Source organism: Mycobacterium sp. 852002-40037_SCH5390672 (genome assembly GCF_001665875.1).
Taxonomy (GTDB): Bacteria; Actinomycetota; Actinomycetes; order Mycobacteriales; family Mycobacteriaceae; genus Mycobacterium.
The window spans coordinates 59,625-82,429 of record NZ_LZTA01000116.1 but is presented as its reverse complement, the minus strand read 5'-3'; the positions used below and the strand labels follow the sequence as shown (position 1 = coordinate 82,429).

21 protein-coding genes are annotated in these 22,805 nt (G+C 66.0%); 9 read left to right on the top strand and 12 right to left on the bottom strand.

Translation table 11 applies throughout. From position 1 onward, the window contains the following. Positions 1 to 156 precede the first annotated feature (156 nt). The 4 genes from A5782_RS21660 to A5782_RS21645 all read left to right on the top strand — a co-directional run bounded on the left by A5782_RS21660 (position 157) and on the right by A5782_RS21645 (position 6,409). Positions 157 to 1,338 (top strand): zinc-dependent alcohol dehydrogenase, encoded by a 1,182-nt coding sequence (locus A5782_RS21660; protein ID WP_067104141.1) that lies wholly within the window; start codon positions 157 to 159, stop codon positions 1,336 to 1,338. A gap of 92 nt (positions 1,339 to 1,430) precedes the next feature. After that, positions 1,431 to 3,581, top strand: coding sequence for a glycogen debranching protein GlgX (gene glgX / locus A5782_RS21655; RefSeq protein WP_067104140.1), 2,151 nt, complete (start codon positions 1,431 to 1,433; stop codon positions 3,579 to 3,581). Positions 3,582 to 3,794: 213 nt separating this feature from the next. Further along, positions 3,795 to 5,549, top strand: coding sequence for a diguanylate cyclase domain-containing protein (locus A5782_RS21650; RefSeq protein WP_067104139.1), 1,755 nt, complete (start codon positions 3,795 to 3,797; stop codon positions 5,547 to 5,549). Positions 5,550 to 5,641: 92 nt separating this feature from the next. Next, positions 5,642 to 6,409, top strand: coding sequence for an SDR family oxidoreductase (locus A5782_RS21645; protein WP_082943049.1), 768 nt, complete (start codon positions 5,642 to 5,644; stop codon positions 6,407 to 6,409). Position 6,410: 1 nt separating this feature from the next. On the opposite strand, the gene A5782_RS21640 is transcribed toward A5782_RS21645, so the two are convergent. The 3 genes from A5782_RS21640 to A5782_RS21630 all read right to left on the bottom strand — a co-directional run bounded on the left by A5782_RS21640 (position 6,411) and on the right by A5782_RS21630 (position 9,702). Further along, positions 6,411 to 7,382, bottom strand: a complete 972-nt coding sequence (locus A5782_RS21640) for an aldo/keto reductase (RefSeq protein ID WP_067104137.1) — start codon at positions 7,380 to 7,382, stop codon at positions 6,411 to 6,413. 194 nt (positions 7,383 to 7,576) lie between these two features. After that, a complete protein-coding gene (locus A5782_RS21635; protein ID WP_067104136.1) occupies positions 7,577 to 8,581 on the bottom strand; it encodes a sensor domain-containing protein in 1,005 nt (334 codons plus the stop codon). A gap of 71 nt (positions 8,582 to 8,652) precedes the next feature. Further along, the gene (locus A5782_RS21630; RefSeq protein ID WP_231986751.1) at positions 8,653 to 9,702 is read right to left on the bottom strand and encodes a hypothetical protein; all 1,050 of its coding nucleotides are present in this window, start codon (positions 9,700 to 9,702) and stop codon (positions 8,653 to 8,655) included. A gap of 158 nt (positions 9,703 to 9,860) precedes the next feature. On the opposite strand from A5782_RS21630, the gene A5782_RS21625 reads away from it, so the two are divergent. Both A5782_RS21625 and A5782_RS21620 read left to right on the top strand, forming a co-directional pair. After that, a complete protein-coding gene (locus A5782_RS21625) occupies positions 9,861 to 10,421 on the top strand; it encodes a hemerythrin domain-containing protein (RefSeq protein WP_067104134.1) in 561 nt (186 codons plus the stop codon). Between the two features lie 73 nt (positions 10,422 to 10,494). Continuing rightward, positions 10,495 to 11,163: a UdgX family uracil-DNA binding protein gene (locus A5782_RS21620; protein WP_067104133.1), complete on the top strand. Its 669-nt coding sequence runs from the start codon at positions 10,495 to 10,497 to the stop codon at positions 11,161 to 11,163. Between the two features lie 17 nt (positions 11,164 to 11,180). Here A5782_RS21620 and A5782_RS21615 read toward each other — a convergent pair whose 3' ends face one another. The 4 genes from A5782_RS21615 to A5782_RS21600 all read right to left on the bottom strand — a co-directional run bounded on the left by A5782_RS21615 (position 11,181) and on the right by A5782_RS21600 (position 15,860). Next, positions 11,181 to 12,974: a thiamine pyrophosphate-requiring protein gene (locus A5782_RS21615; protein WP_067104132.1), complete on the bottom strand. Its 1,794-nt coding sequence runs from the start codon at positions 12,972 to 12,974 to the stop codon at positions 11,181 to 11,183. 270 nt (positions 12,975 to 13,244) lie between these two features. Further along, a complete protein-coding gene (locus tag A5782_RS21610) occupies positions 13,245 to 14,300 on the bottom strand; it encodes a DNA topoisomerase IB (protein ID WP_067104131.1) in 1,056 nt (351 codons plus the stop codon). 129 nt (positions 14,301 to 14,429) lie between these two features. Continuing rightward, the gene (locus A5782_RS21605; RefSeq protein ID WP_067104130.1) at positions 14,430 to 14,828 is read right to left on the bottom strand and encodes a heme-binding protein; all 399 of its coding nucleotides are present in this window, start codon (positions 14,826 to 14,828) and stop codon (positions 14,430 to 14,432) included. A gap of 228 nt (positions 14,829 to 15,056) precedes the next feature. Continuing rightward, entirely contained in the window at positions 15,057 to 15,860 is an 804-nt protein-coding gene (locus A5782_RS21600; RefSeq protein ID WP_067104129.1) for an SDR family oxidoreductase, read from the bottom strand. A 244-nt stretch (positions 15,861 to 16,104) separates the two neighbouring features. Between A5782_RS21600 and A5782_RS21595 the strand changes: the two genes are divergently transcribed. Together A5782_RS21595 and A5782_RS21590 are read left to right on the top strand one after the other, a co-directional pair. Beyond that, entirely contained in the window at positions 16,105 to 16,341 is a 237-nt protein-coding gene (locus tag A5782_RS21595) for a general stress protein CsbD (protein ID WP_067104128.1), read from the top strand. A gap of 175 nt (positions 16,342 to 16,516) precedes the next feature. Then, entirely contained in the window at positions 16,517 to 16,804 is a 288-nt protein-coding gene (locus tag A5782_RS21590; RefSeq protein ID WP_067104127.1) for a DUF3349 domain-containing protein, read from the top strand. An 11-nt stretch (positions 16,805 to 16,815) separates the two neighbouring features. On the opposite strand, the gene A5782_RS21585 is transcribed toward A5782_RS21590, so the two are convergent. From A5782_RS21585 to A5782_RS21575, 3 genes are all read right to left on the bottom strand, one after another. Next, positions 16,816 to 17,580, bottom strand: coding sequence for an endonuclease/exonuclease/phosphatase family protein (locus A5782_RS21585; protein WP_067104126.1), 765 nt, complete (start codon positions 17,578 to 17,580; stop codon positions 16,816 to 16,818). A 112-nt stretch (positions 17,581 to 17,692) separates the two neighbouring features. Beyond that, entirely contained in the window at positions 17,693 to 18,466 is a 774-nt protein-coding gene (locus tag A5782_RS21580; protein WP_067104125.1) for a PIG-L deacetylase family protein, read from the bottom strand. After that, entirely contained in the window at positions 18,463 to 19,416 is a 954-nt protein-coding gene (locus A5782_RS21575) for an acyl-CoA dehydrogenase family protein (protein WP_067104124.1), read from the bottom strand. The genes A5782_RS21580 and A5782_RS21575 overlap by 4 nt, the downstream gene beginning before the upstream one ends. Positions 19,417 to 19,690: 274 nt before the next feature. On the opposite strand from A5782_RS21575, the gene A5782_RS21570 reads away from it, so the two are divergent. Then, on the top strand, positions 19,691 to 20,260 hold the full coding sequence (locus A5782_RS21570) for a nucleotidyltransferase family protein (protein ID WP_067104123.1): 570 nt from the start codon (positions 19,691 to 19,693) through the stop codon (positions 20,258 to 20,260). On the opposite strand, the gene A5782_RS21565 is transcribed toward A5782_RS21570, so the two are convergent. Beyond that, entirely contained in the window at positions 20,254 to 20,511 is a 258-nt protein-coding gene (locus A5782_RS21565) for a Rho termination factor (protein ID WP_067104122.1), read from the bottom strand. The genes A5782_RS21570 and A5782_RS21565 overlap by 7 nt on opposite strands. An 85-nt stretch (positions 20,512 to 20,596) precedes the next feature. Beyond that, positions 20,597 to 22,699 carry a catalase gene (locus tag A5782_RS21560; protein ID WP_067104121.1) on the bottom strand — a complete coding sequence of 701 codons (2,103 nt, stop codon included), beginning with the start codon at positions 22,697 to 22,699 and terminating at the stop codon, positions 20,597 to 20,599. Positions 22,700 to 22,805 lie beyond the last annotated feature (106 nt).

The following is a 22,805-nucleotide window of genomic DNA, read 5'->3' as shown; positions in this document are numbered from 1 at the left end:
CCGACGGTGCACTGCACGTTGCCGCGTCCGCCCCGGCCGGGCCGCTGCCCACCACGCTCGCGTCGCGTTAAGTCACCGCGGGGGTTACCCGTGCCCGCGCGGACCCACCCCTTGCGTGCCGTTTCGACGAGTTAGGGACGGGTATGCGCCACCCGTATGAAGGCTGTTACCTGGCACGGCAAGCGCGATGTACGGGTGGATTCGGTGCCCGATCCGAAGATCGAGCAGCCCACCGATGCCATCATCGAAGTCACCTCGACCAACATCTGCGGATCCGACCTGCATCTGTATGAGATTCTCGGGGCTTTCATGAACCCAGGGGACATCCTCGGTCACGAACCGATGGGCATCGTGCGGGAGGTTGGCACGGAGACCGGCGACCTGCGGGTGGGCGACCGGGTCGTCATCCCGTTCCAAATCTCTTGCGGCAGTTGCCACATGTGCGGTCAGCAGCTCTATACCCAGTGTGAGACCACCCAGGTGCGCGACCAGGGCATGGGAGCGCCGCTGTTCGGTTATTCGGAGCTCTACGGCTCGGTCCCCGGCGGACAAGCCCAACTGCTCCGCGTCCCGCAGGCGCAGTTCACTCACATCAAAGTCCCTGTGGGCCCGCCCGATTCGCGGTTTGTCTACTTGTCGGACGTGCTGCCCACCGCGTGGCAGGCGGTCGACTACGCCAACATCCCCGACGGTGGCTCGGTGACCGTGCTCGGGTTGGGTCCCATCGGGGACATGGCCGCGCGCATCGCCGATCACCTGGGCTACCGCGTCATCGCGGTCGACCTGGTGCCCGAGCGGCTGGGCCGGGCCGCAAAACGCGGGATTCACACCATCGATTTGGGGCGGCTCGACTCCTCCCTCGGTGACGCGATCCGCGACCGGACCGACGGACGGGGAACAGACTCGGTCATCGACGCGGTGGGCATGGAGGCGCACGGCTCGCCGGCCGCCAAACTGGCGCAGCAAGTCGCCGGGGTGTTGCCGGATGTGTTGGGCAAGCGGCTGATGCAAACCGCCGGCGTGGATCGTCTCAGTGCCTTGTACTCGGCCATCGACATCGTGCGGCGCGGCGGAACGATCTCGCTGATCGGCGTGTACGGCGGAATGGCCGACCCGCTACCGATGCTCACCCTGTTCGACAAGCAACTGACGCTGCGGATGGGCCAGGCCAACGTCAAGCGGTGGGTCGATGACATCATGCCGCTGCTGACCGATGACGACCCGCTTGGCGTCGACACCTTCGCCACTCACGTGTTGCCGCTGGACCAGGCCCCGCACGCCTACGAGATCTTCCAGAAGAAGCAGGACGGTGCGGTGAAGGTCATACTCAAGCCGTGATCACCTATGCCACAAGGCTTTCCACTTAGCCACGGTAACGCGAGGCGCGGTACCCAGTTTGACGGCCGTGACCGCAGGGTATTGATTGCGCCATGACCACCGCAGACGCTCTCGCTCCCACACCGACCGGAGAGGTGTGGCCGGGCAGGGCCTACCCGCTGGGCGCGACGTACGACGGTGCGGGCACCAATTTCGCCGTGTTCAGCGAGGTTGCCGAGCGGGTGGAGTTGTGCCTGTTCGACGCCGAGGGCACCGAGAGTCGCATCACCCTGCCTGAGATCGACGGCTTCATCTGGCACGCCTACATACCCAGCATCGAACCGGGCCAGCGCTACGGCTACCGCGTCTATGGTCCGTACGACCCACCGGCGGGGCTGCGATGCAACCCGAACAAGCTGCTGGTGGACCCGTATTCCAAAGCCATCGACGGCTCGTTCGAGTGGAACCAGTCGCTGTTCAGCTACAACTTCGGCGACCCCGACAGCCGCAACGACGACGACTCGGCGGAGAGCATGCCCAAGTCCGTCGTGATCAGCCCCTACTTCGACTGGGGCAACGACCGCCCACCGGACCACCATTACGCCGACACGGTCATCTACGAAGCACACGTCAAGGGCCTCACCCAGACCCACCCGGACATCCCCGAACAGCTGCGCGGCACCTATGCCGCGGTGGCCCACCCCGTGATCATCGAGCACCTCAAGGGTCTCGGTGTCACGGCCATCGAGTTGATGCCGGTGCACCACTTCGCCAACGATTCCACGCTGGTCGACAAGGGCCTGTCCAACTACTGGGGCTACAACACGATCGGCTTCTTCGCGCCCGACTTCAAGTACTCCAGCGCCACCACGCCGGGCGGGCAGGTCCAGGAGTTCAAGGCCATGGTGCGCTCGCTGCACGAGGCCGGCATCGAGGTCATCCTGGACGTGGTCTACAACCACACGGCGGAGGGAAACCACCTGGGCCCCACGTTGTCGATGCGCGGCATCGACAACGCCGCGTACTACCGGCTGGTCGATGACGACAAGCAGTACTACATGGACTACACCGGCACCGGTAACAGCCTCAATGTCGGTCATCCGCACGCGCTGCAGCTGATCATGGATTCCCTGCGCTATTGGGTGACCGAGATGCATGTCGACGGTTTCCGCTTCGACCTGGCCTCGACGCTGGCCCGTGAGTTCTACGACGTCGACCGGCTGTCGACGTTTTTCGAACTCGTGCAACAGGATCCGACGGTCAGTCAGGTCAAGTTGATCGCCGAACCGTGGGACGTCGGGCCGGGCGGCTATCAGGTGGGCAACTTCCCGCCGCAGTGGACGGAGTGGAACGGAAAGTACCGCGATACGGTCCGCGACTTCTGGCGCGGCGAGCCCGCGACCCTCGACGAATTCGCCTACCGACTCTCCGGATCGGCAGACCTGTACGAACACACCGCGCGGCGGCCGGTGGCGTCGATCAACTTCGTCATCGCCCATGACGGCTTCACGCTGCGGGACTTGGTGTCCTACAACGAAAAGCACAACGAGGCCAACGGCGAGGACAACAACGACGGCGAAAGCCACAACCGATCCTGGAACTGCGGCGTGGAGGGACCCACCGCCGACGAGCAGGTCAACGCGCTGCGCGCCCGCCAGCAGCGCAACTTCCTGACCACATTGCTGCTGTCCCAAGGTGTGCCGATGATCTGTCACGGCGACGAACTCGGGCGCACCCAGAACGGCAACAACAACGGCTATTGCCAGGACAACGAGCTCACCTGGATCGACTGGGACAGCGCCGACGCCGGATTGCTGGAATTCACCCGAACGGTGTCGGCGCTGCGGGCCGAGCATCCGGTGTTCCGCAGGCGCCGGTTCTTCTCCGGAAAGCCGGTGGGCCGGCGCGGGCAGGACGGTCTGCCGGACATTTCCTGGTTCACCCCCGAGGGCACCGAGATGACCGACGAGGACTGGGGCGCGAGCTTCGCGAAGTCCGTTGCGGTGTTCCTCAACGGCCACGGCATTCCCGACCGCGACGCGCGAGGCCAGCGCGTGCTGGACGACTCGTTCCTGCTGTGCTTCAACGCCCACTACGAGCCGATCGAATTCACCTTGCCGCCAAAGGAATTCGGCGCGGCCTGGCAGGTCGTGGTGTACACCGGGCCCGAGGAGACGACGCCCGCCGACGAAGTGCCCGGCGGCGGCGGACTCAACGTGGAAGCACACACCGCCGTGGTGCTGCAGGCCCTACCCTCGGACTAGCTCATTGTCGCGGGCGGCCCGAGCCCGGTCGGTTCACTTTTCCCACCACATGAGCCGCATCCTGCGGCCGCGTTCCCCCGTTTCTGCGGATCGAGCGGGTTGCTCGCGCCGATCAGGCGACATCGGTTAGCTTTGTGCGCACACTATTGTTGCCGCATTGATGCCGCCAAACCGCGGCCTCGCCCCGACTGCCGGGAACGAAAGGGACCGCCGATGGCCAGGCCCGGCCCCGGCGTGCGTCCGGAATCGGCATCGAACCGGCCGGCCCGGACCGCCGCGTTGGCGGTGCTCGTCGTTGCCGCGGTGACCTGGGTGGGCTGGTCGACCGGGGTCGACGGGCTGACGCGGATCTACCCGAGTTGGCCGCCGATGACGCCGTGGACAGCGTTATGGCTGGGGGCGTTGGGCGCCGCGATCCTGGCGCAAGCGGGCCACCGGTCGCCCAGCCGCATTTGGGCCGGGCGCGCTTTAGCGGTCCTGGTGGGTGTGCTTGCCGTCGTGATCCTGCTGGAGTACACGCCGGCCGGGTCGCTCGGCGTGGACCAGGTGTTGTTCGGGGAAACGCTGCGGGCTCGGCAAACATCATGGCCGGGGCGTCCCAGCCCGCAGACCGCGGCGCCGGTCCTGCTGCTGGCCGTCGCCGTTGGGCTCATCCGGGTGGATCGCGGGACCCGCACCGTCTGGCCCGTGTGCCTGGCGGGCAGCGCGGTCATCCCGTTCGTGACCGTCGGGGCCTACTTGTTCGACGCGTTGGCGCTCGTCGGTGTTTCGCCCTCGACCGGCCAGGCCCTCTCGACGGCCTCGGCGCTGCTGGTGCTCATCGCCGCGACGTCGCTGGCGCGACCCGATCGCTTTCCGGTCGCCTGGCTGCTCGGCCGCCCCGATCGTCGGTCATTGGTGCGGTTGGCCGGAATCCTTGCCGGCTTCCCTCTGGTGGTAGCGCTCTCGAGGCCGGCGTTTTTGGCATTCGGTCTGGGCGAGCACGCGGAGTGGACTTTCTCGATACTGTTCAGCACCCTCATCGTCGGGGCGGTCACGTTCTATTTCAGCCAGCGGGAGCAGCAGCTGTTGATCGCCAGGGAAGTGGCCAGCACGCAACGCGCCGAGGCCGAGGCGCGTTACCGCATTCTCGCCGACAACGCGGTCGACATCATCGTGCACTTTCGTGGGGGCGAGGTCGCGTGGGTCTCGCCGTCCGTGCAGGCCGCATTGGGTGGCACGCTTGCGAGCTGGACCGGTTCGGCCTTTGCCGATCGCATCCATCCCGGGGATCGCGACAAACTCGTCGCCGCCGTGCGCAGGATCGCCGGCGGCGAACAGGTTCTGCAACGGTTCCGGGTGTGTTCGGTCGACGGCGATTACCACTGGGTCGACGGTCACGGAAAGCCCTACACCGACGCCGACGGCAAAACCGATGGGCTGATCGCGGCGCTACGGGTGGTCGACGATCAGGTCGAGGCAGAACAGCGACTCGAACGGTTGGCGCGGTTCGACACCCTTACCGGCCTGGTGAATCGGGCCGAGGCCCTCAGCCGGCTCGAGTCCGCGCTGGCGCAGCCGCAACCCGCCGGGACGCACGTCGGCGTCCTGTTCTGCGACGTCGACCACTTCAAGGCGATCAACGACACGTGGGGGCACGGCACGGGCGACTTCGTGCTGGCAACCCTGGCGGCACGGATCCGGGCGAGCGTTCGCCGCGGGGACACTGTGGGGCGGACGGGCGGCGACGAAATGCTCGTGCTGTTGCCCGGCGTCCGCAGCGGCGACGAACTCGCCCAGATCGCCGAAAAGATTCGCAGTCGTGTCGCCGAGCCGATCCACCTGTCCGGCAACATGGTTCGCGCGACGTTGAGCATCGGTGCCACGCTGGCCCTTTCCGCCGAATCCGTGGACGCCGTCACGGCGCGGGCGGACGAGGCGATGTACCGCGCCAAATCGGGCGACCGCAACACCGTCGTTCCGAATTAACCGCCGAGTGATCACCACGCACCGCGTCGCATCCGGTAGGTTTCTCGCGACAGCGTCTTGCGTTACAGGAGAGGGCGAATATGTCAAGGACAGTGGTGGTCGGCGCCTCGAGTGGGTTGGGGCGTTGCATAGGTGTCGGCCTTGCGCAGCGCGGCGATCAGGTCGCGCTGCTTGCCCGGCGTCGTGAGCGCATCGAGGCCGCAGCCAAGGACGCCGGCCCGAACGCCATCGCCATCGAATGCGATGTCACCGACCAGGCATCCTGTCGTTCGGCCATCGACCATGCCGCCGACGCCCTCGGCGGCATCGACAACGTCGTCTACACACCCGCCGTCGGGCCGCTGGTCCGCATGGTGGACACCGATGCCGACACGTGGCGGCGCATCTTCGACACCAACGTCATCGGGGCGTCGCTGGTGACGGCCGCGGCGGTGCCGCACTTGACCGCGTCTGCCGGAAAGGCGGTGTACCTCTCCTCGGACGCCGGCACCTTCGGGCCGCCCTGGCCGGGGCTGGGCGCGTACGGCGTCAGCAAGGCGGCCCTGGAACGGCTCGTGGAAGCGTGGCGGGCCGAGCACTCCGACATCGGCTTCACCAACCTGATCGTCGGGGAGTGCGCGGGCGGCGAAGGCGACGGGCAGACGGGAATGAACGAGGGCTGGGACATGGACCTCGCGATGAAAGCGGTCCCGCTGTGGTCGTCGCGCGGCTGCATGCCCGGCAAATTGATGCCCGTCGAGGACCTTATCGACGTGGTCCACACGATCCTGCGGACCAACGCCTCGACGTCGATGCCGCTGGTGGTGGCCCGCGGCGCGCCAGCCAGCCCGGCGGCGTTCGCCGAGGCCAATCAGTCGTAACTCAGCGGCGGCCGAGCTTCTCCTTGGCCAGGTCGGTGACGAACCGCGCCGCCGACGTCGGCCGGAAGGCCAGCGCCGCTTCGGTGAGCGCGTCACGGGAGGCGATGGGCAGTTCGATGTCGGCGGCGGCGACGTTGAACTCGAGCTGCTCGACCGACGAGGCGCCGGGGATGGCGACCACGCCCGGATAGCTGATCAGCCAGGCCAGTGCCACCTGCGCCGGCTTGGCGTCGACATCCTTCGCGACGTCGCGCAACAGCTGCAGCAGGGGCTCGATGCGGCGCAGGTTTTCGGTGCCGAACAACGAATTCACCGCGCGCACGCCACCCGGACGGTTGTCCACGCCGTACTTGCCGCCCAGCAGCCCCTGTTCCAGCGGGCTGTAGGCGATCACGATGCGGTTCTCCCGCTCGGCGAAGGGCACCAGATTCTTGAGCGCCTTCGGGTAGGCGAGCGAGAAATGCACCTGGTTGCTGATCACCGGCCGGCCGAGCGCGGCGTCGGCCTTCTGCCACCGCTGCAGCGAATAGTTCGAGACGCCGGCGGCGCCGATCTTGCCGCGCTCCAACAGGTCCCGCATTCCCGGCATGATCACCGAATCGGGAAATACCGGGTTGGGCTGGTGGATCTGGTACAGCGGAATGCGGTCCAGCCCCAGCCGCTGCGCGCTGGCCCGTGCGCGTTGCTTGACCACGGCGGGGAAGGGGGCGACGGGCATGATCTTGCTGGCCACCGCCACCTCGGTGCGCTCGTCGCCGAGCGCTTCGCCCAGGATCCGCTCGCTTTTGCCCAGGCCGTACACCTCGGCGGTGTCGAACAACGTCACCCCCAGGGCACGGGCGCGGCGCACGATGTCACCCGCGGCGCCGGCGGCGTAGCTATCCCCGTAACCCCACTCGCGTGAACCGAACTGCCAGGTGCCCAAGCCGATCCGGCTGACCCGGCCGACCCCGTCGACGTCGACAAATTTCATCCGTTCAGCCTAGTGGCGATCGCAAGCGCGGCGGAGCCGGGCGCAGCGGGTCGCCACGGATGAGCCCGGTGGCGATCGCAAGCGCGGCGGAGCCGGGCGCAGCGGGTCGCCACGCATCAGACCCGGGGCGATCGCAAGCGCGGCGGAGCCGGGCGCAGCGGGTCGCCACGCCCGGCGCCGCAGCGGGTGCCTGCTCAACCGGGGATCTTGCCCAGGATGTAGCTGGCAATGCTCACCGCCGCCGCGCGGGGCGGCCCACTGTCCGTGGTGCCGCTGGCGGACACGTTCAGGTCGATGACGACGTTCGCCTTGGCCGCAATAGCCCGTGCCGAGCGCACCTGGATGCCTTTGGGCGTCAGGTCCAAGGTGGTGATGCCGTTGCCGGCGTCGGCGGGGGCGCTCACCGACATCGGGATCGGTTGCCCACCGGCAGCGGTCACGGTGACGGTTGAGCCCCCGCACTGATGCCATCCCGACAGCAAGGTGCCCAGCTGGGATTGGGCCGCGGACGGATCGCGGAACGCCGCGACGCCCTGGATGACCTGGATGGACTTCAGCATGCTGCGCGTGTCGGTGAATTCGCCGGCGTGATAGCCGGCCAACGCGCCGGGGGTATAGGCGTCCGGGCTACCCGCGGCGATGCTTCCCCAGCATTCCGGGCGGTCGATGCTGCCGTCTTCCGCCGAGCGGCCTGGGCTGTTCCAGGTGGGCCCGACGTCGAGATTCGCATCGGCGGTGATGTTCCGCAGGGCGTCGAGCCCGGGCAGCAACGTGGCGATGGTCTCCGGCGGGACCGTGGGCGGCGGGGGCCCGGCAGCCGTGCTGGAGCCGGGCGGCGTCCGGTGCGAAGCGGGGGAACCGGCCAGGGTGGCCCAGCCGGCCAGGGCGACCACCGCCAACATGACGAAGATGTAGGACAGCGTCACGCCCACCAGCGCACGGTCCCGGCCGAGTTCGCCGGTGCGGCGAATCTGCGCCAACCCCAGATGCCCCAGGATCGCTCCCACGGGCGCGAACACGAATGCGAAGACCAGCGACAGCGTCGCCAAGGTGTTCACGGGCGGACGATAGGGCGGGGCCGCCGGCGGCGGACTGAACGGCGCCGGCTGCACCGGAAGTGGCTCCGCTTCGGGCGGAACGCGGCCAAGCGGGTCGTAACTCAGCGGGTTTTGCCAGTACGGGTCCTGCGGGTTGGTCACGCCAGCGCCTCCTTAGCGGCCGAACCTGCCCGAAATGTAGCCGACATGGGCCGTTGGCTAAACCGGGGCCGTCACAGGCGCGGTTTGGCGATGCTGACGACGTACGGCGCTCCGGCGAAGGTCAGGTAGACCCGCTGCGGCCCGATGGCCATGCCCGAGAGCCGGTCCGCCTGCGCGGCGGGAGGCAGTCCCGACCGGTAGTCGATGGTGCGCAGCACGGGGATTCGCCCATCCGGGAAGCCGGTGAAGCTTGCCGTTTCGAGCGTCACGAGTTGACGATCGGTGGCGGCGTAGATCCTGGTGTCGTCGGTGCCGAGTTCGCGGATCGGCGACGGTAATTGCGTGCTGGCCAGCACCTCCATTCCCTGTCCGCCCCGGCGCGAGTCGACGGCACGCAAGGTGTTGTCGTCGTGGCCGGCGACGTAACTACGGGTTACCGCCGTGCCGTCACCCGCCGAGACCGCAACGTCCATGCTCAGTGAGCCGCGCTGCGTCGGGGGTGACGACGTTCCCTGAAAGTGGCGGATGCCCGACGGCCCGTACAGGTGGTAGTCGAATTCGCGGCCACGGTTGGCGCCGTCGATGGTGTCCGCGCCCGCATTCGTGGTCGCCGTGGGTAGCTTGCGGTAGCCGTACTGATCCACCGGTGTCACCGCCTTTCCATCGGCCGACAGCGCAAGCAGCATTCGCAGTCCCGCGTCTTCGGCCAGATAGGCCGGGGCCGGTCCGGCGTCGAAATCGCTGACCTGACGCAGACTTTCCAGGTCGACCGCGGCCACCCGGCCATGGTCGGGCTGCGGTACGAACACCACTCGCTCGTCCTTCTGGCTGATCTGCAGGTTGCGTCCGGACGCCACGGCTGCGGAGAACCGCGTCTTGGCATCGTTGCCGCGATCACCGGCGGTGACCTCGGCCAACCGGTGATCATCGGTGAGTGCCACCAGGGCGTGCATGTGGTACGACCACACCGGCGCGTGCAAGGGGGCAGCGGCCTGCCAGAGCTCGACGTCGGGTGCGCTTTCCAGGGACGTCCCGGGCTGCGAACAGGCTGAAGTTATCGAGGCCGTCGCGACCGCGCCCACCACTCCGCCGCGCAGCAACGCCCTGATTCGGGGACCCATTCTGGTGACCATAAACCGCCCGCTCCTTTCACCGTTTGTGCACGACATACCCCACGTCGGCACGCCCACACCCGTTTGACGGTCGGATTCGTCGGGTAGCCGATTCGGGGAGCGCGCACAGCCCTGCGCGCCGAATCGAAGCAGATGGGAGGGACACTGTGGCACCGAGCGCCATGAAGTCGCCCACCGACGTGGTCGACTTCCTCGTCAGTCAACATGAGCAGATCAAGGCGATGTTCGCCGAAACCCTGGCGGCAACCGGCAAGGCGCGGGAGAAGGCCTTCGTTGAGCTGCGGCGACTGCTTGCCGTGCACGAAACCGCCGAGGAAGAAGTGGTTCACCCGCGCGCCAAACGCAAGATTTCCAACGGCGCCGCCGTTGTCGACAAACGGCTGAACGAAGAGCACGAGGCCAAGACCGTTCTGCAGAAGCTGGAAAAGCTCGACGTCGACAGCGAGGAGTTCACTCGCGAACTGACGAAGTTGCGTGATGCTGTCATCGAACACGCTGAGCACGAGGAGCAAGACGAATTCACCAAGCTCGGTGAGGAATTGAGCGGCGACGAGCTCGAACGGATGGGCCGCGCCGCCAAGCTCGCCGAAGCGATCGCTCCCACCCGCCCGCACGCCGGGGTGGAATCCCAGATGGCCAATCTGGCCGCGGGACCGTTTGCCGCCATGCTCGACCGAGCCCGCGACGCCATCACCGGCAAGGGCTGACGCCGCCACCCCCGGCGTGGTACCCCCGCTCGGTGGGGGAGCGGGGGTACCCACGCCCTTCGTTGAAAAGTCCATGGCCGCAACACCGAATGCCCCTGGTGCCGCCCGCTACCTCCCGAAGGAGCGGGGTCTTGATTCGCTGCGTACCGCGGCCGAAACATGCCGCGGCTGTTCGCTTTTCGAAGACGCCACCCAGACGGTGTTCGGCGACGGCGATCCCGGCGCGCCGATCATGCTGGTGGGTGAGCAGCCCGGCGACCAGGAGGACCGCGCCGGTGAGCCGTTTGTCGGCCCCGCCGGGCGACTCCTCGCCCGCGCGCTCAAGGACGCCGGTATCGATCCGGCGCTGATCTATGAGACCAACGCGGTCAAGCATTTCAAATTCAGCCGCAAGGGCGGCAAACGGCGCATCCACCAAAAGCCCGGCCGTACCGAAGTCGTGGCGTGCCGACCCTGGCTGATCGCCGAGATCGAGGCGGTGCGGCCGCAGGTCATCGTGTGCCTGGGTGCCACCGCCGCACAGTCGTTGCTGGGAGCCACTTTTCGGGTGTCCACGCAGCGCGGACAAACGCAGCGGCTGCCGTCATCGGTCGACGTACACGTGACCCCTGAGCCGACGGTGATGGCGACGGTTCATCCCTCGTCGGTGCTGCGCGACCGCAGCGACCGGCACGACGAGGTCTACAAGTCCTTCGTCGAAGACCTGCGCGCTGCGGGTTCAGCACTGGCCAAGGGCAAGTGAGTTGAACCTGTTCGGAGTCAACTCTTCTTGTGCGGCAAGAACTCCTGCGCCTTGGTCTTCAGGCCGACCTTGACGAAGCCCACGCGATCTTCATCCCCGGAGAGCACCGCCGTCGTCGCCGACTTGAACTGCTCCCAGGTCGCGTGCGGCGGAATCGGTGGCATGTCCGGGTCGGTGTAGACGTCCAGCACGGTGGGACGGTCCGCCGACAGCGCATTGCGCCACGCGTCCGACAATTCCTCCGGGTCCTTGATGGCCATAGCGTTCAGCCCCAGACTGGCCGCGAAGGCGGCGAAGTCGATATCGGGAAGGTTCTGGGACTCCGCGAATTTCGGTGCACCGGCCATGGCGCGCATTTCCCAGGTCACCTGGTTCAGGTCGTTGTTGTGCAGGATCGCGATGATCAGGCGGGGATCTTTCCACTCCTGCCAGTACCGCTTGATCGTGATGAGCTCGGCCATGCCGTTCATCTGCATGGCGCCATCGCCACTGAACACGATGACGGGCCGGTCCGGCTGGCCGAACTTGGCGCCGATGCCATACGGAACGCCGGGACCCATCGTCGCCAGCGTGCCAGACAGCGACCCCCGGATGTTGCCGCGGAACTTCAGTAGGCGTGCGTACCAGTTGGCCGACGAGCCGGAATCGGCTGTGAGGATGGCATTGTCGGGCAACTGAGGGGACAGCTCGGAGAACAACCGCAGCGGGTTGACCGGATCGGCGCTGACCATGGCTTCCTTTTCCATGGTTTCCCACCAGCGGGTGACGGTCTTCTCGATGCCCTCGCGCCACGACCTGTCCTCCTTGCGACGCAGGTGCGGGATGAGGGCGCGCAGCGCGGTCTTTGCGTCGGCGACCAGGTTGACTTCGTAGGGGTAGCGCATCCCGATCATCCGGCCGTCGACGTCGATCTGCACCGCGCGGGCTTGACCGAATTCCGGCAGGAACTGCGTGTACGGGAAGCTGGATCCCACCGTCAGCAGCGTGTCGCAGTCACGCATCATCTCGTAGCTTGGTCGCGTCCCCAGCAGCCCGATCGAACCGGTGACCCAAGGCAATTCGTCGGACAACACATCCTTGCCCAACAGCGCCTTGGCCGCTCCCGCGCCAAGCAGGTCGGCGACTTGTGCCAGCTCTTCGTGGGCGCCGCGCGCGCCGGTACCCACCAGCATGGCGACCTTTTTGCCGGCATTGAGGATATCGGCGGCACGCGAGATGGCCGCATCGTCGGGGGCGATCGACGGGTACTCGATGCCCAGGCTGGAGGGCACCATCTTGAACGCGTGCTCGGGCGGCGAGTACGGCAACTCCTGAACGTCACTCGGAATGATCAACGCCGTCGGGGCCCGCTGGGTCATCGCAATCCGGATCGCCCGGTCCAGCACGTTGGGCAATTGTTCCGGGACGGTGACCATTTGGACGTATTCGCTGGCGACGTCTTTGAAAAGGGTCAGCAGGTCGATCTCCTGCTGGTAATTCCCACCCATCGCGCTGCGGCTGGTCTGACCGACGATGGCCACCACCGGAACATGGTCGAGTTTGGCGTCGTAGAGGCCGTTGAGGAGGTGGACCGCACCCGGTCCGGATGTGGCGGCGCAGACCCCGACCCGACCGGTGAATTTCGCGTAGCCGACCGCCTCGAAAGCGCTCATCTCCTCGTGGCGCGATTGGATGAACTTGGGTTTGTTGTCCGCGCGGCCCCACGCGGCCAGCAGCCCGTTGATGCCGTCGCCGGGATACCCGAATACGTGTTCAACCCCCCACGCCCGCAAGCGCTCTAGCAAGTAATCGGAAACCTCTTTTTTGGACATGTTTTCCCTCCTGGGCGGACGGTTCTACAGCGCTGGCGGATGGGCGTGTGTGGCTATTGTTTGAACCACCTGCATGGCACTGCCGCGGACTGGCGGGCCAACCGGTCCCGGCCCCCGCTGACAGGCGCACCTGATGCAGGCTGCCACCGCATAGGCGGCTTTGGCACTTCCCACACGAGCCGTATTACCCGGAATCGACTCTGCTATTCGCTGAAATAAGGGAGGTCAGCCGACTCTCAGCCAGTTTTCAGCCGGCGATTGTGGAATTGTTCAGGCCGACTTGGGCAGCGCCGACGATCCACTGGCGCCGTGGCCTCTGGCCACCCGTCGGATCAGCATGCGGGTGGCCTTGTCCAGGATTTCCTGCGCCACATCGGGCTTACGGGCGCGTTCGGCGCGGCGCACGGCGGCGGCGATGGTCAGTCCCTGCTCGTAACCGGTGACCACTCGGGGATCCACGTAGGAACCGCGCGCCACCGCCGGGGTGTTGCCCAACTCCTCGGCCACCTCTTTCATCACGGCGGATTCGACCCGCTTGGCGACCCGGCGCGAGACCGCGGGCTCGGCGTCGGCGAACGCCGCGGCCGCCAGCACCGTCCCATGCCACGTCCGCAGGTCCTTGACCGTGTAGTCGTCGCCGACCAGCTCCTTGAATCGCCGGTTGAGGTCATCGGCACGCACATCTAGCCATCCGGAAGCCGTGCGGCACACCAACAATCGTTCGGTGCGGTCGGGCCGGCGCATCAGCCCACGAACCGCGCGGACAACTTCGGGATCCTCGATCTCCACGGTGCGCCGGACGCCGCTCTTGGCCGGGAAGTCGAATTCGACCGCGGCACGCCGCATCACCACGTGCTCACACAGCAGGGTGGACAACCCATAGGACTCGTTCTCCTCGGCGTATTGCTCGCCGCCAGCGCGAAAGTAGCCGCGATCGAGCAGCCGCAGGGCGAGCGCCAGCACCCGCTTGCGGGTTAAACCGTGGCGCGCCAGATCTTTGGCTATCGCGGCACGCCATGCCGGTAGCCGCGTGGACAGCTCCAGCACGCGGTCGAATTTCTCCTCGGCGCGTTCCTGCTGCCAGGCGGAGTGGTACAGGTACTGCCGGCGGCCGGCGGCGTCGACGCCGACGGCCTGGATGTGGCCGTTGGGATACGGCGAGATCCATACGTTCTTCCAAGCCGGTGGAATGACGAGATCCTTGATGCGCTGCAAAGTTTCCGGGTCGGAGAGCCTCTCGCCGTCAGGCCGGTAATACGCAAAGCCTTTACCGCGGCGCTTTCGCACGATTCCTGGCTTGCTCAGCTCGCTGCGACGCAGTCGCATCCTTGGGCCCTCCAGTTCCGTTAGCTGACTGCACAATTACCCTGCGGAGAGGTTGTTCACACGCGAGAGAAGCACCGTAGACGTGGAAACGACCCGCCACATCGTTGTGGCGGGTCGTTTCGAAAGCGATCAGCCGGCCATGAACTCCTGGTAAGCCGACTCCAAATACGGCGGCAGGGCGGTGACATTGCACTGCCGTTCGGTGTCGCCGATCGGTGCCAGGATGCCGCGCAGGTCGTTGTACTCCTGCGGGTGGCCGGTGAAGTAGCCGCGCAGACTTGATTCAGCCTGCGGGCGCGGCTGCCCGTAGGCCGCCGTCACCACCTGGTTGGCGCCTGGGTGCGCCGCCAGATACTGCTGCGCCGAGCCCTCCACTGAGGAAACGGTGTTGTTCACACCGCTGGGACTGCAGTCGGGTGCTGCGGCCGCTGATGGCGCACCGAGGATGCCCATCGCCATTCCCCCGAGCAGACATCCGACACTGATCCCGGCGACTTTTCGGCGCGCGACAATACTGCTGATTTTCATGATTGGTGTTGTCCTTCGAAGCGAAACGATTTCTCTGCGAGAGGCTCCCGATCCTCGAAATCCAACGTAGCGGAAGCGAACAGTACGGGTGTTCGCCGACATCGAACGTTAGGGGCTGTTGCGGCTTCTGGAGCGGTCGTTTGCTAAGCAAACGATCAAACGATCCGCGGGTTATTAAGAAATGGGGCCGGTTCTTAGGAAATCGTGATCAGGATCGTGACGCAATCGTTATCTGAAGCCGGGCTTTCCGTCGCCGTCCATTGCGTGATGGCCGTCGATGCTGGACGGCGCCAGGGTGTGCAACCACGTGTCGACGTCGGGGCCGACGACCACCGCATGATCGCAGGCCAACAGCGCTCCGGCGCCCAGCGCGGCGACCGCGGGTTCCACTTTGCGGACCTGCCGGCGATCACCTTGCTGGATAAGCAATTTCGATGCCAGGTCGGGTAACCGGATGGCGTCCGGTCCGGTGATGATGCGCGGCGTGTGCGTCTGTCCCAGGGCTGCCTCGACCAACACGTCGGCGACGGTATCGGCGGCGATGGGCTGAATCAGCCAGTCCTCGACCATCACCTCGTTGTCGTCGCAGCTCACCGCGTCGTGGTTGGTGGCGAACTCATACCAATGGGTCGACTTGACGATCGTAGTCGGCACCGGGCCGTCGAGCAGGATGCCCTTTGCTTGCCGTTTCGCCTCGTAGTAGGCGAAGCCGTCGAACACCGGGTCTTCGATTCCGGCGATCGTCAACACCACCAAACGCTGCACGTCCTGCGTCGCGCACGCGCCCACGATGTTGTGGGAAGCGGTGGCGAGGGTTTGGCCGATGTCGGAGCGCCCGTCGGGCGGCACCGGGTTGGATACGTCGATGGCGACGTCGACTCCCTTGAGCGCCTGCGACAGCTGCGCTCCGTTGAACAGATCGATGCCATGCCTGCGCGATATCTCAACCACTGCGACATCGCGCGCTTTCAGCCGGGCGACCACGCGAGTACCCGCTGTGCCCGTCGCCCCGATCACAGCGATGGTGGTCATGACTGGTCCTCACCCCCGGCGTTTCGTCGTCGATCTGTACCCGGTAATACCTGGTTCAAACTCGTCGCTTCGGCGAGCCGGAACGTGAGCTTGGGGGCGCGAACACCGATTGGGTGATCACGCGCACACCTCGCCTGGAGTGTCCATGGGGACGCCTTTTGGGGCGTTTGATGGGCCGCGCGGCGGGAACGCCCTAGGTGCCATCGAGCGCAAGTTCACCAACCACCGAGAGGGAGGTCGACCCATGGGAGACCAGAAGAGCGGGCCGCAGGAAGCGGTCAAAGGCGCCGTCGAGGGCGTGAAGGGCAAGGCCAAGGAGGTCGGCGGGACCGTACTCGGTCGCGACGACCTGACCGAAGAGGGCCAGGCCCAGCAGGACAAGGCCGACGCCCAACGCGACGCGGGCAAAAAAGAAGCGGAAGCCGAGTCGGCGCGGGCCGGCGCGGACGCTGCCGAAGAGCGCGAGAAGAAGAACCAGTAGGCCAGCCGCACAGGGGCCCGGTCCGATTGTCGGGTCGGGCCCCTTTCGCGCATCGGCTATGCCGATGGCGATGCCGATGCCGCGGCCGCCAATCGATGGTTTCAAGCCGCCCCACCGGGTTATCCCGTTGAGACGGTTTTCGCACGTGGCGTGCGGCGGATGAGCGAGGTGGCAGATGAGCCTGGGACATCGGGTGTCCAGCGTGGTCGCGTTTTTGCGCGCGGGCTGCCCCAAGGGTGCACCCGACGTCGGCTACGGGCCACTGCTCGCGCTGTTGCCACGGCGAGTGACTGACGACGAAGTCATCACCATCGCCCGGAAACTCCGTACACCCGGCTGCCGCAAGATCGACAACGCCGATGTCGGCGTGGCAATCATCGGGGTGACCGACGCCATGCCCAGCACGTACGACGTCGAGCGTGTGCTGGTTGCGATGGAATCGGCTGGCGGTCAACAAGACTGACGCGGCGGAGTTCAGTCCCGTTGCAGGTCTACCACCAGCGGACGATGGTCGGAAATGGCCATGAGGTCGGCCTCGACGGCGCCGCCACGCAGCCGGGGATCGTCGGTCAAGATGTGGTCGAGCTGACGGTTGGGATTGCCCGCCGGAAACGTTTCGGCTGCAGCCAGCGCCCGCATGCCCGACCAGCGGTGCACGGTCTTCGGTGTCATATTCAAGTCGCCGGTCAGCAGCCGCGGTCCCGGGAAGCCGCGCAGGTCGTGAATCAGTCGGCGCAACTGACGCCGATTCCAGCCGGGAACAAAGGACAAGTGCGTGTTGGCCACCGTCAGCTCACCCATCGGGGTGCGCAACTGCGCAATGACGGCCGCTCGCGGCTCCTCATCGACGATCATCATCCGGTTGGGCCCGGGAAGGTACATCGGAAACCGCATCGGAATCCGGGGTAATCGAAGCACCTGCCAACTGGCGACGGGATATCGGGACAACAGCGCAATTCCGTAGGCTGCGGTCCCAGGCTGTTCACGGCCCGTCGCGGCCATCCAGGTTGCCCCCGGCGTACCGGAAATGGCCGCAACGAAACGGTGTTCCACCGCTCCCATGGCTTCGGCGGCCGCGGCGGTCAGGTCGGCGCGCTCGGACCGTGGCTGATCGCAGTCGACCTCTTGCAGGCTGAGCACGTCGGGATCAAGGCGGCGTACGCAGTCTCGCAGCCGTTCGACCACCACGCCATCGCCGACGGTGCGGCCGTGCAGGATGTTGAATGTCGCCACACGCATAGCGTTTCACCTACCCACTTTCACCGTCACGCAGTCACCCGGGCATCGCCGCCGCAGGCAAGTCAGTGGGTTATACAAGCCCCACCGGTGTGCATCCCGGTAGGGGGTGCGGTCAACGGAATATGACCTCGCCCACCGTGAGCAGTCGCGAAAGCACAAAGCCCGGCAGTACGGGCGCTGATTCGCCTGTGGTGGGCGTGAATTGGCTTCGATAGCATTGCGCCGCGCGGCGTTTGCGCTCCGTTGCCCAACCGGGCGTGGGCACTGAGTAGGCCCGGTCCCACGGCACCGCGGTGTCGGCCGGAAGTGCCCAGTGCCACATCCAGATTGGATATTCCAGCAGTACGGCCCCGGTGTGCGCGCATGCAGCCGAGGCCGCGCGCCCCACCGCTTCGTGGTCGGGGTGGCCGTCGCCCCGCCAGGTGGCCGCACACCAGGTCGCGGGGCCGGCGCCTGCGAGGACCTCGGTCAGCATCTCGGTGAGCTCGTCCTCGTGGTTGGCCAGTTCTCCGTCGGGCAAACCCAGCGACACTGCAGGAGGGATGTTCAAAAGATTTGTTGCTCTGCGCAGTTCGTATCGAAGGATGGTTTCCATGCGAAGCCGCTCCGAGGCGGACGCCCCGGAGTGCGCGGGACCGCCATCGCTGACGCAGACCACCTGAACGGGAACTCCGGTTGCGGCCAACTGGGTGATCATGGCACCCAAGCCAAGAGTTTCGTCGTCGGGGTGAGGGGCCACGACGACGAGCTTTTGACATTCCGTGATATCGAGTACCGGCAGGGGTTTCTCCTCGAAAGCGGCCAGCCACAACGGCGCTGGGGTGCCGCCGTGCGTCAGCGGCTTGACCGCAAACCTGGCGCAGTTATCTGCCGGCAGGGTTTTCATGGGTCCATCGTCCCGTGTTGGCCCGCCAGATGCCCGAGCTCGGCAAGGTCCCGCTCGGCATGGCTTTGCCGGATATAGATGCTCAGGTCGGCGACCCGTTGCGCGTGCCGGCCGTCCTGGCACAGCGGGCCGGGGCCCAGGGCGCGCCCGGTGCGGGTGATGGCTTCGTCGACCGCGTGTTCCACGACCGTGCGCACGCGACGGGCCAAAAGCTGTGCGGTGCCGGCGCGGTCGAACGGGTCATCATCGATCTGGCTTGCGGCCGCGGCCAGGATCGCGTCGCTGGCGGCCAGCGCGGCGTCCACGGCGCCCAGGTGCGCCAGTGAGTATGCGTCGGCCGATTGGCTTGCGGCGCAGCGGTATAACGGATCGGCAACCCTGCGGGCCCCACCCAGCCAACAGGCGGCCACCCCGATGGCGCCGTGCCAGAAGCCGGGCCGATTCAGGTAAGCTCCCGGGTCGCCCACAGCGACGGCTTGAGCGTTGGTGAACTGGACTGGCCTGGTGTCACTTCCGGCCATTCCGGCATTCCACCACGTGCTGGGCAATGCCTTGACGGCCGGGTCGGTCGCGGCGACCGCAAACAGGCCGCGCGTTCCGTCGTCGAGTCGCGCGGTCACCAGCGCGTGGGTGCAGAACCCCGCACCCGCACACCACACCTTGGTGCCGCTGAGGGTGAACGCGCCATCGATATTTGTGGCCAACAGCGTTGCGTCCGGGGATTCGACCGCCCACACCCCCCACAGCTGACCCGGTTCGGGCGGCTTACCGCCCAACTCGTGCAGTATCGCCACCGCGTCAACGTGGGCTTCGGCGATCCTGGCCGCCACGATGTTCTCCTCGGCCAGCCGCGCCAGCCGTTGCCAGCGTTCGGCGGTGCGGCCCGAGGCGGGAAGCGGCAACTCGAGTCGTCCAGACTCCAGCCAGTGCTCGACCAATCCAGCCGTCACGCGCAATCACCCACTGGTGCTCTGTCCAATTGCCTCAGGTCAAGTTCGCCCGTTGACATTGTGCGAAAACCCTCGACGCCACAGCAAGGCCCAGCGCGCAAGCCGATGCTGGCGCCTTCGATGCCGGCCGGAATGACGACGGCCGCAGCATCATACGCGCGTGGCATGGCAATTGACATAACACACGATTTCCCAATCGGCCGCAAATTAAACGGCCTTACGATCGTCCGCCTGCCAGGTTGCCCTGCCGCCGGCGGGGTATGACCTATGCACTATGGGATTTCCTAACGCACGTATCGACTGCGCCACGCGGCTGCGTGAGGCGCTGAAGGGTGCGGCGTCGGCGCTCAAGGAAAAAGGGCCACGATTCGCCCTGGCCGGTAGCTACGCGTTATGGGCTTACGGCGCACCGGAACCCAGCCACGATGTGGATCTCGTGGTGGCCGAAGCCGATGTGGAAACCGCCGTGACCACCCTCACCAATGCCGGATTCGTCATCGAACGTCCTCCCGAGGATTGGCTGTTCAAGGCGCGTACCGGCGACACGCTTGTCGACGTGCTGCACCGCATCAACGGCGTATCTGTCGACGCGGACACGTTGGACCACGCCGAACAGCGGGAAGTCCTGGCAATCAGCATGCCCGTGCTGCCGCCCACCATGGTGCTCGTCCAGCAGTTGCGATCCTTGGGCGAACATCACTGCGATTTCGCCAAACTACTGCCCGCCGTGCGCGCGGTGCGCGAACAGCTGGATTGGCAGCGCCTCAAAACTGAGACGGCCGAAAACGATTACGCGGTCGCCTTCCTGGTACTAGCCGACCGGCTTGGCCTGTCGAGTCAGTGATTGCGCAGTTTGGCCACCAGCTTGTCTTTTGTGAGCCCCGAATAGCCTGACATGCCCAGCTCTTTGGCCCGTTTCTTCAGTTCGGAAACGGTCCAGTCCTGGTAAGACCCGGATTTGCCGCCCTTGCGAGCGACCGACGATTTGCCCCGGCCGGCGGTCGCATTCGAAATCCGCGCCGCTTTCTCCTTGGAGTCGCCCTTTTTGCGCAGATCCTGATAGAGCTTTTCGTTTTTGATTGACGAACGCGGCATGTTCCATCCTCCTGTCCACGATGAGACGCTTTTTCAGTTATGCCCGCCCTGGCCGCAGTGAAAACCACTTAGGCCGGCCAACCACCTAGGCCGGCACCGGATCTGTGCGCCGCTCCCAGCAGCGGTGTCCGGCGAGAGCGGCGGCGAACTCCTCGGCGAAGCGGTCGGGCAGCTCGTCGGCGGCGGCGGTGGTGGTGACGACGGATTGGTCGTTGAGAACGTCGGTGTCCTCGGCGAGCCGGTTGGTGATGCGGGCGGTGCGCAGCAAGTCGATGCCCGCCCCGTACGCGCCGATCGGCTTCAGGTGTTTGTAGGCCTCGGTGACGAAGTGCACCGCGTACCCATCCTCGGACAGCGTCGACACAGACCGCGGTCCGCACGCCACCACGACGGCGTCGTAGAGCACCGAAGCCATCGTGGTGAACGATCGGTCAACGCGGAGCTCACCGCCGGACCCGCCCTCCAACGTGCCGCCGGCGACGGGGGCCAGCACCTCGACCAGCGCGCCCCGTTGGCCCATCTGCTCGATGAAGCGTTGCGTTCCCACCACATCGACGCCGTCGGCGGCCAGGACGGCGATCTTGCGCGAGGCGATGGTATCGCTGACACCGATTTGGGACAGCGCCGGTGACGCGGAAACCCGGTCGTCGACGGGCTCCTCGGGCGGCTCGGGCAGCCCCAGCTTGGTCGCCACCTGGGCGGCCAGCGCACCGTCCACCCGTGCGAGTTGTCCCACGACGGCCGAACGGATCTCGGGCACCTCGACCTTGCCGAGCTCGAAGGCGAACGCGGCCACGATGTGTTCGGCTTCCACCGGCGACATGCTCTGCCAGAACATTCTCGCCTGACTGTAGTGATTCTCAAAGGACTTGGCGCGCTTGCGCATTGCCTGACCATCCACCCGCTGGGTGTAGTGGCGGAAGACATTCTCGTCGGCCAGCGCTGGGCATCCGCCGCCGATGCTGTTCTTGTAGTAACTCGACCGGCCCTGCGGGATGGCGTGCTGGCCGTAGCCGTCGTGCTGGTTGGTACGGACCTCGGCCACCGGTCGGTTGATCGGCAGCTGGGCGAAATTCGGGCCACCCAGCCGGATCAGCTGCGTGTCGAGGTAGGAGAAGTTACGGAACTGCAGCAGCGGGTCATTCGTGAAATCGATGCCCGGCACCACGTTCGCCGTGTGAAACGCTACCTGCTCGGTTTCGGCAAAGAAGTTGTCGGGGTTGCGGTTCAATACCATCTTGCCCACCGGACGCACCGGCACCTGCTCTTCGGGGATGATTTTGGTCGCGTCGAGAAGGTCGAAATCGAAGTTGAACTCGTCCTCCTCGGCAACGAGCTGCACGCCGAGCTCCCATTCCGGGTACTGGCCCGAGTCGATGGCGTCCCACAGATCGCGGCGGTTGTAATCGGGGTCTTTGCCGGCGATCTTCTGGCATTCATCCCAGATAAGTGAGTGCACACCGAGCCGGGGTTTCCAGTGGAACTTGACGAAAGTCCCTTCACCGCGGTCATTTACCAGCCGGAACGTGTGCACACCGAAGCCCTGCATCATCCGGTAGCTGCGCGGCAACGCGCGGTCCGACATCAGCCACATGATGGTGTGCAGGGTTTCGGGCTGCAGCGACACGAAGTCCCACAGGGTGTCGTGGGCCGACTGTGCCTGCGGAATCTCGTTGTGCGGCTCGGGTTTCACCGCGTGGACGAAGTCGGGGAACTTGATCCCATCCTGGATGAAGAACACGGGGAAGTTGTTACCCACCAAATCGTAATTGCCTTGCTCGGTATAGAACTTCGTGGCGAAGCCGCGCACGTCGCGCACGGTGTCGGCAGAACCCCGTGATCCGGCCACCGTGGAGAACCGCACGAACACCGGAGTTTGAATACCCGGCGACGTCAAGAATCGCGCCGCGGTGTACTGGGCCAACGAATCGTCATACGGTTCGAAATAGCCGTAGGCGCCGGCGCCGCGCGCGTGAACCACGCGTTCCGGGATGCGCTCGTGGTCGAAGTGGGTGATCTTCTCCCGGGCGTGAAAGTCCTCCAGCAGTGTGGGCCCCCGCTCGCCGACCGTCAGCGAATCGTCGGTGTGGTCGACGCGTACGCCCTGCTGAGTAGTCAAATATCCGGTGTCGCGGCGGACTCGCGCGGCGTCCAGATCTCGCTGCTTGGGATTCTGGTCGGTGGCCATGGCCTTGCCCTCCTTGATTTTGCTGTGATGGGCCGCTCAACGACGTCTCAACCGCGTGGAGTACCACCGCCAAACTGGGGCAAACGGCGCAATGCGGCCCCTATCC

Excerpts from the sequence above, each read along its gene's own strand:
- A5782_RS21640 (WP_067104137.1), bottom strand. The coding sequence starts at position 7,382 with ATGAAATTTGTCGACGTCGACGGGGTCGGCCGGGTCAGCCGGATCGGC.
- A5782_RS21600 (WP_067104129.1), bottom strand. The coding sequence starts at position 15,860 with ATGACCACCATCGCTGTGATCGGGGCGACGGGCACAGCGGGTACTCGC.
- A5782_RS21660 (WP_067104141.1), top strand. The coding sequence starts at position 157 with ATGAAGGCTGTTACCTGGCACGGCAAGCGCGATGTACGGGTGGATTCG.
- A5782_RS21590 (WP_067104127.1), top strand. The coding sequence starts at position 16,517 with ATGAGCCTGGGACATCGGGTGTCCAGCGTGGTCGCGTTTTTGCGCGCG.
- A5782_RS21615 (WP_067104132.1), bottom strand. The coding sequence starts at position 12,974 with ATGTCCAAAAAAGAGGTTTCCGATTACTTGCTAGAGCGCTTGCGGGCG.
- A5782_RS21595 (WP_067104128.1), top strand. The coding sequence starts at position 16,105 with ATGGGAGACCAGAAGAGCGGGCCGCAGGAAGCGGTCAAAGGCGCCGTC.
- glgX (WP_067104140.1), top strand. The coding sequence starts at position 1,431 with ATGACCACCGCAGACGCTCTCGCTCCCACACCGACCGGAGAGGTGTGG.
- A5782_RS21570 (WP_067104123.1), top strand. The coding sequence starts at position 19,691 with ATGGGATTTCCTAACGCACGTATCGACTGCGCCACGCGGCTGCGTGAG.
- A5782_RS21585 (WP_067104126.1), bottom strand. The coding sequence starts at position 17,580 with ATGCGTGTGGCGACATTCAACATCCTGCACGGCCGCACCGTCGGCGAT.
- A5782_RS21650 (WP_067104139.1), top strand. The coding sequence starts at position 3,795 with ATGGCCAGGCCCGGCCCCGGCGTGCGTCCGGAATCGGCATCGAACCGG.
- A5782_RS21565 (WP_067104122.1), bottom strand. The coding sequence starts at position 20,511 with ATGCCGCGTTCGTCAATCAAAAACGAAAAGCTCTATCAGGATCTGCGC.
- A5782_RS21580 (WP_067104125.1), bottom strand. The coding sequence starts at position 18,466 with ATGAAAACCCTGCCGGCAGATAACTGCGCCAGGTTTGCGGTCAAGCCG.
- A5782_RS21630 (WP_231986751.1), bottom strand. The coding sequence starts at position 9,702 with ATGGGTCCCCGAATCAGGGCGTTGCTGCGCGGCGGAGTGGTGGGCGCG.
- A5782_RS21620 (WP_067104133.1), top strand. The coding sequence starts at position 10,495 with ATGGCCGCAACACCGAATGCCCCTGGTGCCGCCCGCTACCTCCCGAAG.
- A5782_RS21610 (WP_067104131.1), bottom strand. The coding sequence starts at position 14,300 with ATGCGACTGCGTCGCAGCGAGCTGAGCAAGCCAGGAATCGTGCGAAAG.
- A5782_RS21560 (WP_067104121.1), bottom strand. The coding sequence starts at position 22,699 with ATGGCCACCGACCAGAATCCCAAGCAGCGAGATCTGGACGCCGCGCGA.
- A5782_RS21605 (WP_067104130.1), bottom strand. The coding sequence starts at position 14,828 with ATGAAAATCAGCAGTATTGTCGCGCGCCGAAAAGTCGCCGGGATCAGT.